This window comes from Gilliamella sp. W8126 (assembly GCF_016102185.1).
Classification (GTDB): Bacteria; Pseudomonadota; Gammaproteobacteria; order Enterobacterales; family Orbaceae; genus Gilliamella; species Gilliamella apis_A.
Genome location: NZ_JACFPE010000007.1, coordinates 63,387 through 76,689, shown reverse-complemented (window position 1 = coordinate 76,689; position 13,303 = coordinate 63,387). Strand labels below are relative to the sequence as shown.

At 35.0% G+C, this 13,303-nt stretch carries 12 protein-coding genes; 4 read left to right on the top strand and 8 right to left on the bottom strand.

Features of this window, described 5'->3' with window-relative positions; translation table 11 throughout:
* Positions 1-152: 152 nt before the first annotated feature.
* From ilvD to H3S74_RS10985, 3 genes are read right to left on the bottom strand one after another with little or no spacing between them, the layout of a single operon-like run.
* On the bottom strand, positions 153-1,865 hold the full coding sequence (ilvD, locus tag H3S74_RS10995) for a dihydroxy-acid dehydratase (protein WP_110448587.1): 1,713 nt from the start codon (positions 1,863-1,865) through the stop codon (positions 153-155).
* A gap of 29 nt (positions 1,866-1,894) precedes the next feature.
* Positions 1,895-3,163, bottom strand: a complete 1,269-nt coding sequence (locus H3S74_RS10990; RefSeq protein WP_198247877.1) for an MFS transporter — start codon at positions 3,161-3,163, stop codon at positions 1,895-1,897.
* A 14-nt stretch (positions 3,164-3,177) separates the two neighbouring features.
* Complete coding sequence (locus tag H3S74_RS10985) at positions 3,178-4,095, bottom strand: dihydrodipicolinate synthase family protein (protein WP_198247876.1); 918 nt, start codon at positions 4,093-4,095, stop codon at positions 3,178-3,180.
* Between the two features lie 219 nt (positions 4,096-4,314).
* Here H3S74_RS10985 and H3S74_RS10980 point away from each other — a divergent pair, with 219 nt between their 5' ends.
* Positions 4,315-5,457, top strand: coding sequence for an iron-containing alcohol dehydrogenase (locus tag H3S74_RS10980; RefSeq protein WP_110448584.1), 1,143 nt, complete (start codon positions 4,315-4,317; stop codon positions 5,455-5,457).
* Positions 5,458-5,513: 56 nt separating this feature from the next.
* On the opposite strand, the gene H3S74_RS10975 is transcribed toward H3S74_RS10980, so the two are convergent.
* Complete coding sequence (locus tag H3S74_RS10975; RefSeq protein ID WP_086362760.1) at positions 5,514-6,263, bottom strand: IclR family transcriptional regulator; 750 nt, start codon at positions 6,261-6,263, stop codon at positions 5,514-5,516.
* Between the two features lie 256 nt (positions 6,264-6,519).
* Here H3S74_RS10975 and pgi point away from each other — a divergent pair, with 256 nt between their 5' ends.
* On the top strand, positions 6,520-8,169 hold the full coding sequence (gene pgi, locus H3S74_RS10970) for a glucose-6-phosphate isomerase (protein WP_198247875.1): 1,650 nt from the start codon (positions 6,520-6,522) through the stop codon (positions 8,167-8,169).
* Positions 8,170-8,232: 63 nt separating this feature from the next.
* Here pgi and crr read toward each other — a convergent pair whose 3' ends face one another.
* The 4 genes from crr to H3S74_RS10950 all read right to left on the bottom strand — a co-directional run bounded on the left by crr (position 8,233) and on the right by H3S74_RS10950 (position 11,269).
* On the bottom strand, positions 8,233-8,736 hold the full coding sequence (crr, locus tag H3S74_RS10965; RefSeq protein ID WP_065614627.1) for a PTS glucose transporter subunit IIA: 504 nt from the start codon (positions 8,734-8,736) through the stop codon (positions 8,233-8,235).
* A gap of 9 nt (positions 8,737-8,745) precedes the next feature.
* The gene (gene ptsI / locus H3S74_RS10960) at positions 8,746-10,473 is read right to left on the bottom strand and encodes a phosphoenolpyruvate-protein phosphotransferase PtsI (protein ID WP_198247874.1); all 1,728 of its coding nucleotides are present in this window, start codon (positions 10,471-10,473) and stop codon (positions 8,746-8,748) included.
* Positions 10,474-10,524: 51 nt separating this feature from the next.
* The gene (ptsH, locus tag H3S74_RS10955; RefSeq protein WP_034901724.1) at positions 10,525-10,782 is read right to left on the bottom strand and encodes a phosphocarrier protein Hpr; all 258 of its coding nucleotides are present in this window, start codon (positions 10,780-10,782) and stop codon (positions 10,525-10,527) included.
* A 142-nt stretch (positions 10,783-10,924) separates the two neighbouring features.
* On the bottom strand, positions 10,925-11,269 hold the full coding sequence (locus H3S74_RS10950; protein WP_034901722.1) for a hypothetical protein: 345 nt from the start codon (positions 11,267-11,269) through the stop codon (positions 10,925-10,927).
* A 123-nt stretch (positions 11,270-11,392) separates the two neighbouring features.
* Between H3S74_RS10950 and H3S74_RS10945 the strand changes: the two genes are divergently transcribed.
* Complete coding sequence (locus tag H3S74_RS10945) at positions 11,393-11,935, top strand: UPF0149 family protein (RefSeq protein ID WP_086362765.1); 543 nt, start codon at positions 11,393-11,395, stop codon at positions 11,933-11,935.
* Between the two features lie 32 nt (positions 11,936-11,967).
* On the top strand, positions 11,968-13,281 hold the full coding sequence (gene pepP / locus H3S74_RS10940) for a Xaa-Pro aminopeptidase (protein WP_232354894.1): 1,314 nt from the start codon (positions 11,968-11,970) through the stop codon (positions 13,279-13,281).
* Positions 13,282-13,303: the final 22 nt, after the last annotated feature.

Here is a 13,303-nt window from a genome sequence, read left to right as displayed (position 1 = left end):
TCTTTACATTACTCTATAGACAAGTTATTTAGGATTGATATTTGGAGCATTATTGAATGATCATTAAGAATGAACAGATAGATTATATTTATTTTTAATAAATGATTTAAAGTGCCACTAATGTTGTTAGATGGCACTTTAGATTTAATTTATTATTCTATATATGCCCCAGCCATTAATGATTTAGCTCTTTCTGTATATTGTTTAAATACACCTTTTCGTTTGGAATAATCTGGCGGTGTCCATTTTTCTTTCCGTTTAGCAAATATTTCAGCAATTTCTTGTGCTGATTTGCTCTCGCCATTTATGCCAATGATATTGAGTTTTCTTGCATGCACATCAATTTCGACAATATCATTATCTTCAACAAGTGCGATTGGACCACCATCGGCAGCTTCTGGTGATACATGTCCTATGCATGGTCCATGTGTTGCCCCAGAAAAACGGCCATCAGTAACTAATGCTACACTGCCATTAAGTCGTTTATCAAAGACAATCGCATCAGTAGTCATTAACATTTCTGGGGCACCAGAACCTTTTGGTCCTTCATAACGAATGAAAATAACATCACCAGGATTAACTTTATTATTAATAATGGCCTCTTGAGCAGCTTCTTCAGAATTATAAACTTTGGCTGGTCCAGTATGTTTATGCATATCAGGACTACAAGCTGTATATTTTATAACTGCACCATCTGGAGCTATATTACCTTTTAAAACAGCGATAGATCCCATTTTTTCTTTGTTAGGATTTCGAATTAAATCATTTCGTTCTAATTTGTAATTATGCAAATACCCTAAATTACGGTCAAAGAAACCAGTTTGTTGCATCATTTCCAAATTATCACCTAAAGACTGCCCAGTAACTGTCATTACATCAAGATCGAGTAAATCCTTAATCATCCATTGAACCATTGGAATACCGCCGGCAAACCATAATAGTTCTGTTACGTATTTTCCACTTGGTTGTACATTGGTAAGGTATGGTACGGTATTATTGATGCGATCAAATACATCTGCGGTTAATTCAAATCCTGATGCATGTGCAATTGCTGGTAGGTGAATAAGCGCATTTGTACTACCACTGATAGCAGCGTGTACTTTAATGGCATTTTCAAATGCTGCTGGTGTGAGTATTTTACGTGATGTTATTCCTTCTTTGGCTAGATACATGGCATGATGTCCAGCAGATCTGGCCATCCTACGAATTTCGGACATTGTCGATGGTGCTAATGCACTTCCAGGTAATGCTAAGCCAAGTGCTTCTGACATACATTGCATTGTACTTGCGGTACCCATGAATTGACATGCTCCAGCGGTAGGGCAACCACACCTTTGTAAGGTTTGAATCTGTCTTATATCAATTTCACCTTTTTTATATTGTGCTGTGGCACCACCTAAATCAGATGTTGTCATATTAGGTGCCGGGCGCATTGAACCACCTGGCACATGAACTAATGGTATATCAAGTCGTGCTGCTGCAATTAAGTGAGCAGGTACTGATTTATCACAGCTAGAAATAAGTACGGCTGCATCATATGGTATGACAGAGCCATGGATTTCAACCATATTAGCAATCGCTTCCCTTGAGGCTAATATATAATTCATGCCATCATGACCTTGTCCCCAGCCATCACAAATATCTGTAACATGACTACGTACTGAACGACCGCCTCGTTCATGCACGCCAAGAACAACTTCATAACCTAAACTATCAAGATGATAACTACCTGGGTGACTTTCGCCAAAACAGTCATCAATCAGGACTTGAGGTTTTTCCGTATCTTCAACGGTATAATTCATTCCCATTCGTAATGCATCTAATTGTGACCATAGATCCCTGGCAAATTTACATTTTTGTTGCATAATATCCTCCAATGCATTTTTAAATTTTGTTATTTTGTTGGTTTTGCTGTTATTGCTGGTAAAGTGAACAATAAAATGATTGCAATGATTAATGCGCCAACCAAGGTATATAATCCTGCATTTTTACTTACTGTAACGGTTAATAAACCAACAAGGTACGGTCCAATAAATCCTCCTAAATTGCCTAGAGCATTGATTGTTCCTCGGACGCCACCTAAAACATTTGATGGGAATAATAATGGTGGTAAAGTCCAAAATGGCCCTGCGTATGCTTGTAGGAAAAAGCCACATAGAACCATCATTCCATATGCAAGCCATGTGTTGTTTTCTAATAATATTGATAAAGTTAAACAGATAGCGAAACCAATCATTGGAATTGCGGTATATAATCTACGATTCATGGTTTGGTCACATAATTTAGCAATATAATATTGTCCAAAAATGCAAAGAATGTATGGTGCTGCAGTTAAAAGGCCGACAATAGACATACCACTTCCAGTTAATTGTTTAATTAACATTGGCATCCAAAGTGCAAAACCATAGAAACCAATTTGGAAGAAGAAATAGATAGCAACAAGTTTCCATAAGTTGATACTGCTTAATACTGTTTTTACACTCGCTTTATCATCTAATTTTATAAGCGCTTTATCTTCTTCAAACTGTTGATTTAACCAATTTAATTCTCTTGGATCGAGCCATTTAGCTTGATGAGGGTAGTCAGAAACGAGAGGCATCCAAACGAAGAGCAATGCTAAAGATATAATTCCTTCAATTATAAACATTTCTCTCCATCCCCAAGCTTCAATTAACCAGCCAGATAGAGGACCTGTAATAATAGAAGCAGCAGCTAAATTCATTTGGAAAAATGCAATTGCTCTCGCTCTTTCATGGTTAGGGAACCAATGACCAATGAGTGCTAAAATAGCTGGATAAACGCCACCTTCAGCGACACCGAGGATAAAGCGTATAATAAGTAGTTGAATAGGATCTCGAACAAACCCTGTGATGGCAGCAAAGCCCCCCCAAACAACAATTGTCCATGCAATAAATTTTTTTGCGCTATAGCGTTCAGCAATTTGACCGCCAGGTATTTGTAAAAAGATATAACCAATAAAAAATATCCCTGCGACGAGCCCAGCAAAGGATGCGGTCATGCCCAAATCTTTATTCATTCCTCCGGCAATACCAATAGCTATATTGGTTCTGTCCATATATGCCACTATATAGACAAGAATAGTGGCCGGAATTATATGTTTCCAACGACCTTTGGGAATTGTTTTATCTTCAATATTATTCATATGGATGCCTCCAATTATTTATTTTTAATAGGTACTTGAGCTGACTTTAAAACTTGAAGTAATAACTCTTTTTTATGTTTTGGTAGCTTTTCTACTGGAGCTAAAACCTCTGTCGAAATATCGACGCCTGAAAGTTTTATTGCTTGTTTGATTACGCCAAAGAAAGGTGATTCAATTGCATAGACTGGCATTAATTTTGCAAGTTGACGTTGTAATTTGAATGCTTTTTCATAATCTTTTTTTACGAAAGCTTTATAAATTCCTTTAGTAATTTTTGGTGCAAAATTAAAGGTTGCAGGAATACCACCGTGGCCGCCAAGAATAAGGGTGTCTAGCATATATTCATCAAAGCCACTGAAAATGATAAAATCTGGACGGAAGGCGTGAACTCTGTTGATGATTTCTCGGGTATGGCTGATATTATCAATAGTATCTTTCAAACCAATAATATTAGGCAAATCCTTTGCCAGTCTTGTAATAACATCAATACCTATATCTTGACCGGTTAATGCCGGAAAATTGTAAAGTAGTACAGGGATATCGATATTTTCAGCAACAGTTTTATAATGGTTATAAATCGCATCACTATTTAATAAAGCATAATAAGGATTAACAACTAAAACTGCATCAGCACCAATTTGAGCTGCATGTTTGCCATATTGAATTGTCTCAGCAGTGCTTGGGCTTGATATGCCAAGCATAACGGGAATACGTTTATTGATATAGTTTACTGCGAATTCAGCAACTTCATATCGCAACTTAGGCGGCATATGGCAGAACTCACCACCACTACCTAGAATTAAAACACCATCAGCTTCGTTATCGATTAGATGATCTAATAATTTGCCCATTCCTTTTTTATCTAGTTCCCCTTTTTTATTAACAATAGTAGGGACTGGAGGGAATATACCTTTAAATTTTTCTAAATTCATTTTTTCTCCTTGTTCATGATATAGAACATTATTTCTTACACAGGAACAGATTATTGGAAAAAAAATTTAGAATTGCAATGTATTAATTCAAAAGAAAATTAATTTTGTGATCATCCTCTCATTGTCGAAAATAATTTTTTGGGTAATTAATTTTTTCCGTATAATGAAACATAGTTCTTTTTGTGGGAATTTTTGAATATTATTAATTAAGAGGTAAATATGATTTATTACATTCCACCGGTTAATTTATTAGGTAAAGGATGCTTATCTGAGTTAGGTGTACCGGTTAAAAAACTGAATTGTCAGAAAGCATTTGTTGTTAGTGATAAATTTTTAGTGGGCAATGGTACTGTAGATAGAGTAGTAGATATCTTAGCAAAAGAGGGCATTGAATCGGTTATTTTTTACGATGTAAAACCGAATCCAACCGTTGCTAATGTTGAAAATGCACTAAAATTATGTCAAGAATCTAACTGTGATTTTATTGTCTCAATTGGTGGTGGATCACCTCAGGACTGTGGTAAAGCAGTTGCTGTGTTAGCGACAAATGGCGGTAAAATTACTGACTATGAAGGGATGCATAAAAGTAAACATAAATGCTTACCAATTGTGGCAATAGCAACAACAGCCGGTACCTCTGCTGAAGTGACGATCAATTATGTTATTACCGATGAAAGTAGGCATGTAAAAATGATTATGGTTGATCCGAATACATTGGCGTCAATAACGGTTAGTGATCCTGATTTAATGATCTCAAAACCAGCCAATTTAACTGCGGCAACAGGTATGGATGCATTAACTCATGCTATTGAAGCTGTAGTGGCTAAAGGCGCAATGGATGTTACTGATTCAACCGCATTATATGCGATTGGTCAAACCTTTAAATATTTAGCTCGAGCGGTTAAAAATGGTAATGATATCGAAGCAAGAGAACAGATGAGTTATGCCTGTTTTTTAAATGGGATTGCCTTTAGTAATGCCGGTCTGGGTAATGTTCATGCTATGGCTCATCAACTAGGTGGTCTTTATGATTTACCTCATGGGGTATGTAATGCAATGTTATTATCGGTAGTTGAAGAAGAAAATGCTAAACATGCGCCAGAAAAATTTAGAGTTATCGCAGAAACAATCGGATTAGAGACTAAAAATAAAACGGATCAAGAGTGTGTTGATTATGTGATAAAACGAATTAAAGATTTGGCACAAGAGGTAGGTATTCCTAAATCTTTAAAAGAAATTGGTGTTGATAATCCAGATTTTGAATTATTGGCTGAAAATTCGATGAAAGATGCTTGTGCCGGAGCAAATCCAGTATTTTTTGATAAACAAAAATTGATTGAGTTATTTAAGAAAATAGCTTAACAGCTAATTTATCCAATGAGTTAAAATAATATTGAATCATAGTGATTCAATATTATTTAAAACTTATCCGTCAATTTTTGGCATGCATCACGTACTAATTGTGAATATTTATCAATTTTATCCACAGGTAGTTGAAAAAGAACACCCGAAATACTAATAGCGGCGATGGGTTCGTTATTTTTATTGAAGATTGGTGCAGCGATACAATGAACACCTTGAACATCTTCCTGATTATCATAAGCCCAACCTTGAGACCTAATTTTTGCAAGCTCTTTTTTTAACTGTTTCTTGCTGGTTATTGTTGTGTCGGTATATTTGATTAATTTGTCTTCGGGAATAAGTTGATCAATTTTTTCGTCTGGTAACCAAGCTATTAATGCTTTACCAATACCAGAGCTATGTAAAGGCAATTTTTTACCAATCCAAGTACGAATACCAATAGCCTGATCATTTTCAATTTTAGCAATGTAAACAGAATAAAGACCGTCAAGAACACCTAAATGGCAGGTCAAGTTGGTTTTATCTCGCAGTTTAATCATTAACGGTTCGGCTATTTTAGTGATATCAAACTGTTCTAAGGATTTATCTCCCCATTCATGTAATTTTAACCCAAGATAATACTTATTTTGATCTTGTCGCAAAATACCATGCATAACTAAGGCATTTAATAGTGTTGATGTACTGCTTTTAGGTAAATTGAGATCCTGAAATATTTGACTAAAAGTAGCTCCTCGGTGATTATCTAAATAATCACAAATACGGACAATTTTATCTAATGCTGGTACAAGTGTCTGAATATTTGGCATGAAATATCCTAATATAATAATGTAAGAAATATATTTATTTTATTGATACTAATTGTTTAGAAAAACATTTTTTGAACGGTTTAGTGTATTAAGTGTCTTATCTTTAACATTATATTCAAGTTACTTGATAAGGAAAAGAAAATAACTTTTATTATTTTCCTGTTTAGTGTATTTAAATCGATAAATCCTTATCTTGCATCATGTTAGGCATAGTTATATTATGAGTAGCAATGCTATATTATTTAAGGAATGAGTTATGTTAAAATCAATAGATCCAACCTCTACATCTTCTTGGAAATCCCTTCAAGCTAGTTATCAAAAACATCATAATAAAACTATAGCCGAAATATTAAAAGACGAGCCCAAGCGCGTCGAAAAACTGAGTATTCCATTTGAGGATGAGTTTTTGGTTGATCTTTCAAAAAACAGTTTAACGCAAGAAACATTAGAAATTCTTTATCAGCTTGTGGATGAGTGTGATTTAGGTGGCGCAATTAAAGCGATGTATAGTGGTGAAAAAATTAATCGCACAGAAGATCGAGCCGTGTTACACGTTGCACTTCGTAATGTATCTAATACTCCAATTTATGTTGATGGCAAAAATGTTATGGATGATGTAAATGCAGTGCTTGCTAAGATGGAGTCCTTTAGTAAAAAAGTGATTAGTGGTGAATGGAAAGGTTATACCGGCAAGACTATCACCGATGTTGTTAATATCGGCATTGGTGGTTCAGATTTAGGACCTCACATGATTACTGAAGCCCTTCGACCTTATAAAAACCATTTAACGATGCACTTTGTATCTAATGTTGATGGTACTCATATTGTAGAAGCATTAAAAGATCTTAATCCAGAAACAACACTCTTTTTAGTTGCGTCGAAAACTTTTACAACTCAAGAAACGATGACTAATGCTCAAACTGCCCGTCAATGGTTACTTGATGCAGCTAAAGATGATAAAGCAGTAGCACTGCATTTTGTTGCATTATCAACTAATACTAAAGAAGTTGAAAAGTTTGGTATTGATACTGCTAATATGTTTGAATTTTGGGATTGGGTTGGTGGTCGCTATTCGTCTTGGTCGGCAATTGGTTTATCAATCGTTCTTTCTATTGGTTACGAGAATTTTAAACAGTTTTTAGCTGGTGGCCATGCAATGGATAAACACTTCCAAACAGCGCCGGTTGAGAAAAATATTCCAACATTACTTGCGTTAATTGGTCTTTGGTACAATAACTTCTGTGGCGCAGAAACTGAAGCAATTTTACCTTATGATCAATATATGCATCGTTTTGCTGCTTATTTCCAACAAGGTAATATGGAATCAAATGGTAAAAGCGTTGATCGTAATGGTAATAAAACGACTTATACTACTGGACCTATTATTTGGGGTGAGCCTGGTACTAATGGCCAACATGCCTTCTATCAATTGATTCATCAAGGTACTAAACTGATTCCTTGTGATTTTATTGCACCAGCAATTAGCCATAATCCGGTTGGAGATCATCATCCTAAATTACTTTCAAATTTCTTTGCACAAACTGAAGCTTTAGCTTTTGGTAAAACCGAGCAACAGGTAGAACAAGAATTCCTTGCGGCTGGTAAAAGCCTTGATGAAGTTAAATCTATTATTCCTTTTAAAGTTTTTGCCGGTAATAAGCCAACCAACTCTATTTTAGTCAAAAAAATCACACCTTATGCTTTAGGTGCATTAGTTGCTATGTATGAACACAAAATCTTCACACAAGGTGTTATTCTTAATATCTTTAGTTTTGATCAATGGGGTGTTGAACTCGGTAAACAGCTAGCTGGTCGTATTTTACCTGAATTAGCCGATGATAAACCTGTGAGTTCTCATGATGATTCAACTAACAACTTAATCAATCAATACAAGAAATGGCGTTAGAGCGAGTTGTACAGTAGATAGAAAAAACCTTCAGTTTTAACTGAAGGTTTTTTTTATAGATGATTATTTTTTAACACGCATAATTGGCGTTTTACCTGCTTCAACAGAACCAGTTAGTTTGGTTAGTTCAACTACTGTTTCCATATTTGAAATTACAACAGGAGTTAAAACTGATTTGGCTTTACTTTCAAGTAAAGGTAGATCAATTTCAATGATAGTATCGCCAATTTTAACTTGTTGTCCTTCTTCAGCAACACGAGTAAAACCTTCACCTTTTAGTTCAACGGTATCTATACCAAAATGAACAAAAAGTTCAATACCTTCATCTGACTCAATCGCAAAAGCATGATTAGTTTCAAAAATTTTGCCAATTTTACCATTTAATGGTGCGACAATTTTGTTGCCAGATGGTTTAATTGCAACGCCATCACCAACGATTTTTTCAGCAAATACAACATCAGGCACATCTTCGATTTTAACGATCTCTCCACTAAGAGGTGCAATAATTTCAATGCTATTTTTGTTATCGTCAGAGACAAACTGTTTTATTTTATCAAATAGACCCATTATGGCCTCCTAACAAATTTGCTTTTCAGCAGTATATTTTTCAATTAAATCAGTTATTTCTTTAGCGGTTGCTTTTTCTAGTGCAGTTTCAGCAAATTTTTTCGCTTCTTCGTAATTGGTATTACGAATTAATTTTTTGATTTTAGGAATTGATACAGCACTCATACTAAACTCATCAAGTCCCATACCTAATAATAGGATAGTTGCTCTTTCATCACCAGCAAGTTCACCACACATTCCTGTCCATTTGCCTTCTTTATGAGAAGCATCAATGACATTTTTAATTAATGTTAACACTGATGGTGAAAACGGATTATAAAGATGTGAGATAAGCTCATTACCACGGTCAACAGCAAGTGTATATTGGGTTAAATCGTTAGTACCAATACTGAAGAAGTCAACTTCTTTAGCTAAGTGACGAGCAATAACTGCTGCTGCAGGTGTTTCGATCATAACACCAATTTCAATTTCTTTATCAAACGCTTTACCTTCGGCGGTTAATTGTTCTTTAAGAATATTGATTTCAGATTTTAAGATACGAATTTCTTCAACTGAAATAATCATTGGGAACATGATACGTAATTTACCAAAGGCTGAAGCACGTAGAATTGCGCGTAATTGTGCATGTAATATCTCTTTACGATCTAAACAGATACGGATTGCACGCCAACCTAAGAATGGGTTTTCTTCTTTTGGTAAATGCATATAAGGTACATCTTTGTCACCACCAATATCCATAGTACGAACAATAATTGATAAGCCATTAGTTGATTCGGCAACTTCTTTATATGCTTTGAATTGTTCTTCTTCATTAGGATACGCATCACGATCCATAAATAAGAACTCAGTACGATAAAGGCCAACACCTTCATAGCCATTGCGATCCGCACCGGCAATATCACGTACCGTACCGATATTGGCACAAATTTCCACTTGGTGACCATCAAGAGTTACCGCAGGTAAATCTTTTAATTTTGCTAATTCTTCCTTGTCAGCAATATATTTTGTTTGAACTTGTTTTAATTTTTCTTCAGTTGTGTGATCAGGATTAATATAGATTGCATTGTTAATCGCATCTAAAATAACAAAATCACCTTGTTTGATTGCTTGTGTTGCATTAGATGTACCAACAATTGCTGGAATTTCTAATGAACGAGCCATGATTGAGGTATGTGACGTACGGCCACCTGCATCAGTGATAAAGCCTAATACCATATCTAAATTTAATTGTGCAGTTTCTGATGGTGTTAAATCAGTTGCAACTAGGATACATGGTTGGCTAATAGCACTTAAATCAACAATTTCAATACCGAGAATGTTTTTCAATAGACGTTTGCCAATATCACGGATATCTGCAGCACGTTCTTTTAAATATTCGTCATCTAAGTTTTCTAACTCTTTTGCTTGCGTTTCAAATACAGATTGAACGGCAGCATCAGCACTTGAGTGTTTACTTTGGATACGAGAGATAACTTCTTGTTCAAGATCTTCATCTTCAAGAAGCATTATGTGACCTTCAAAAATGGCAGCTTTATCTTCACCTAATGTGGTCTTTGCTCTCTCCATAATAGTATTTAGCTGTTCGCTTGATTTTTGACGCGCTTCTTTAAAGCGCTCGATTTCAGCGTCAATTTTGTTATCAAGAATTTGCCTATTATTAATTACAATAGGTTCTTCTTTTAATAATAGCGCTTTTGCAAAAGCGATACCTGGGGAAACAAGTATACCTGATACCATAACATTTAATCCTTATTCAATATTAAAACCGTTCAATAATAATTGGGAGTATTATTCCAATTCAGGAATTAATTTTACTAAATGAGTTACTGCTTCTTTTTCATCTTCACCTTCGGCTGAAATAGTAATCGTTGTGCCTTGAGTTAAGCCTAATGTTTGTAATTTGAATAAGCTTTTAGCGCTAGCACTTTTTCCGTTTGATGTGACAGTAATTTCAGCATTAAAGTTTTTTGCTTCTTTTACAAATTGCGCAGCAGGGCGAGTATGAAGGCCATTCGATGCAGTAATGGTTACATCTTGTTTGTACATAATTATTTTACTCCCAAAAATATGTTTTTTCAGACGACAATATAAATAAAAACAGCGTGAAAGGCTAGTAAGATTTCACTGTTCTTTAACAATTCGTCTAATTTTGATGGTGATAAATCAACCAAGTTCGCCGATATTATTGTTAATATCGGTAAATTCGAGTGATTTTATCACGACATTTTTTAAATTCTACCTGCCCGTGAATTCCTCGTTTGATATTTTCAAACACAACTTCTTCACTACCATCAAGTTGTGAAGCTCGGATCTCTTCGTGGCAAAAAGATTCAAATTTTTCAAGCTCTTGTTCGCTGTTGCCTAAATGATAATTTTTAGGTAAATCTTGGCTAGTTATAGAGGTATTTGTTTGATTCTGTACATTAAGAACAATCACGCCTTTATTGGGCACCCATGAACTACATGCAGTTAATGACATAACAAAGAATAAAAATAGCGAGGGCAATGCTACGATCAATCTAAAAATGTTCAAAATATTTCCTTTATAAAGCACAATAACCTGTTTATTATTTATAGCTAGGCATAAATTATATACTATTAATCCGTGAAAGTGCAGGGGTGTGTTTTTACGGTATTTAAGACTAAGGTGGATTTAATGACTAATAGCAATAATTACAATGAGCTTAATCGCCAACTTATCCAAAATAAAATCGGCATGACAGCGGCTGAATTACATGGTTTTTTATCAGGTATTTTAGCAGGAGGTAATCATGATGAAAGCTGGAAAATTTTAACTAAGGATATGTTAAATGATGGGCAAAGCATTGCTGAACCTTTAAACAAAGAAATTGAAAAATTATATCATTCAACTAAACAACAACTTATTGATGAAGATTTTGAATTTCAATTGTTACTCGGCGATCAAGATCTATTTACTCAGATTGATGATTTAGTCGGATGGGTTAATCATTTTTTATTAGGAATTGGTTTGGTTCAACCTAAAATTAATCGTGTTAAAGGTGATGTTGGTGAGGCAATATACGACCTGAGACAAATCGTTAAATTGGGTTATGATGAAAATGAAGATCAGCAAGAGTTAGGCTTTGCATTTGAAGAAATTAAAGAATACGTTCGGATTACGGCGATGCTTTGTTTTGATGAATTTAACGAATCTGATATAACCCCAACTATTCATTAATATTAGTATCATTGATTTTTAAGGTGCAAGTTATGGTAGATATGCATAGCAAAACAGAACTTTTAGCGCGACGAAATAAATTATTGGCACAAATGGAGCCAAATAGCATCGCTTTGTTTTTTGCTTCACCAGAGGTTACGCGAAGCAATGATACTCACTATCCTTATCGGCAAGATAGTGATTTTTGGTATTTTACTTTTTTTGCTGAGCCAGAAGCTCTATTGGCGGTGATAAAGGAGTCTGATAATCAAGCTCGTTACGTATTATTTAACCGTAAAAAGGATCCTTTAGCGGAAACATGGACCGGATATCGATTAGGTCAGCAGGTAGCATTAGAAAAAATTTGCGTAGATGAAGCTTATCTTTTTGATGATATTAATAATCTTTTGCCAAATTTATTGAATGGTAGAAAGGTTATTTATCATGCTGACCAGTTATACGAATATGCTGATGAAATAGTTAAAACAACATTACATAATTTAAGGCAAGGTGTTCGCAACAAATTTGTTGTCCCAAATATAATGATTGATTGGCGACCTATTGTTCATGAAATGCGTATGTTTAAATCGGATTTCGAAATGGCTATATTGCGCCAAGCTTGTGAAATAAGTGCTAAGGCACATATTCGCGCAATGCAAAAGTGTCAGCCTAGTTTGTATGAATATCAGTTAGAAGCGGAAATTTTACATGAATTTGCTTGGTATGGTGCTCGTTCGCCATCTTATAACACTATTGTTGGTGGGGGAAATAATGGTTGTATATTGCATTATGAAAATAATAGCGACCAATTGAAAGATGGCGATTTAGTCTTAATTGATGCTGGTTGTGAATATCAGTATTATGCTGGGGATATCACCCGTACATTTCCTATAAACGGTAAATTTAATCAGTCACAACGTGAAATATATGACATTGTGTTAACGGCACAATACGCGGCAATCAAATTATTACAACCAGGTACTTCAATATCAATAGTAAACCAACAAATTATTCGAATTATGGTTGAAGGTTTAGTTAAACTTGGCATTATGCAGGGCGATATCGAGACGTTAATTGCAAATAAAGCTTACATGACATTTTATATGCATGGTTTAGGACATTGGTTAGGTATTGATGTGCATGATGTCGGTAGCGATCGTGATCGCATCCTTGCTCCAGGCATGGTGTTAACGGTTGAACCAGGGCTCTATATTAATCAAGAAGCCGATGTTCCTGAACGTTATAAAGGCATTGGCATCCGTATAGAGGATAATATTTTAATTACTGATTCAGGCAATGAAGTTTTAACCGCAATGGTGCCTAAAGATCCTCAACAAATTGAACAATTAATGCAAATCAATCAATAGACTTATGATCAAGTAAGGTGCT

Bases quoted from the DNA above. Each gene is read 5' to 3' on its own strand.
- ilvD (WP_110448587.1), bottom strand. From the start codon at position 1,865: ATGCAACAAAAATGTAAATTTGCCAGGGATCTATGGTCACAATTAGAT.
- H3S74_RS10990 (WP_198247877.1), bottom strand. From the start codon at position 3,163: ATGAATAATATTGAAGATAAAACAATTCCCAAAGGTCGTTGGAAACAT.
- H3S74_RS10985 (WP_198247876.1), bottom strand. From the start codon at position 4,095: ATGAATTTAGAAAAATTTAAAGGTATATTCCCTCCAGTCCCTACTATT.
- H3S74_RS10980 (WP_110448584.1), top strand. From the start codon at position 4,315: ATGATTTATTACATTCCACCGGTTAATTTATTAGGTAAAGGATGCTTA.
- H3S74_RS10975 (WP_086362760.1), bottom strand. From the start codon at position 6,263: ATGCCAAATATTCAGACACTTGTACCAGCATTAGATAAAATTGTCCGT.
- pgi (WP_198247875.1), top strand. From the start codon at position 6,520: ATGTTAAAATCAATAGATCCAACCTCTACATCTTCTTGGAAATCCCTT.
- crr (WP_065614627.1), bottom strand. From the start codon at position 8,736: ATGGGTCTATTTGATAAAATAAAACAGTTTGTCTCTGACGATAACAAA.
- ptsI (WP_198247874.1), bottom strand. From the start codon at position 10,473: ATGGTATCAGGTATACTTGTTTCCCCAGGTATCGCTTTTGCAAAAGCG.
- ptsH (WP_034901724.1), bottom strand. From the start codon at position 10,782: ATGTACAAACAAGATGTAACCATTACTGCATCGAATGGCCTTCATACT.
- H3S74_RS10945 (WP_086362765.1), top strand. From the start codon at position 11,393: ATGACTAATAGCAATAATTACAATGAGCTTAATCGCCAACTTATCCAA.
- pepP (WP_232354894.1), top strand. From the start codon at position 11,968: ATGGTAGATATGCATAGCAAAACAGAACTTTTAGCGCGACGAAATAAA.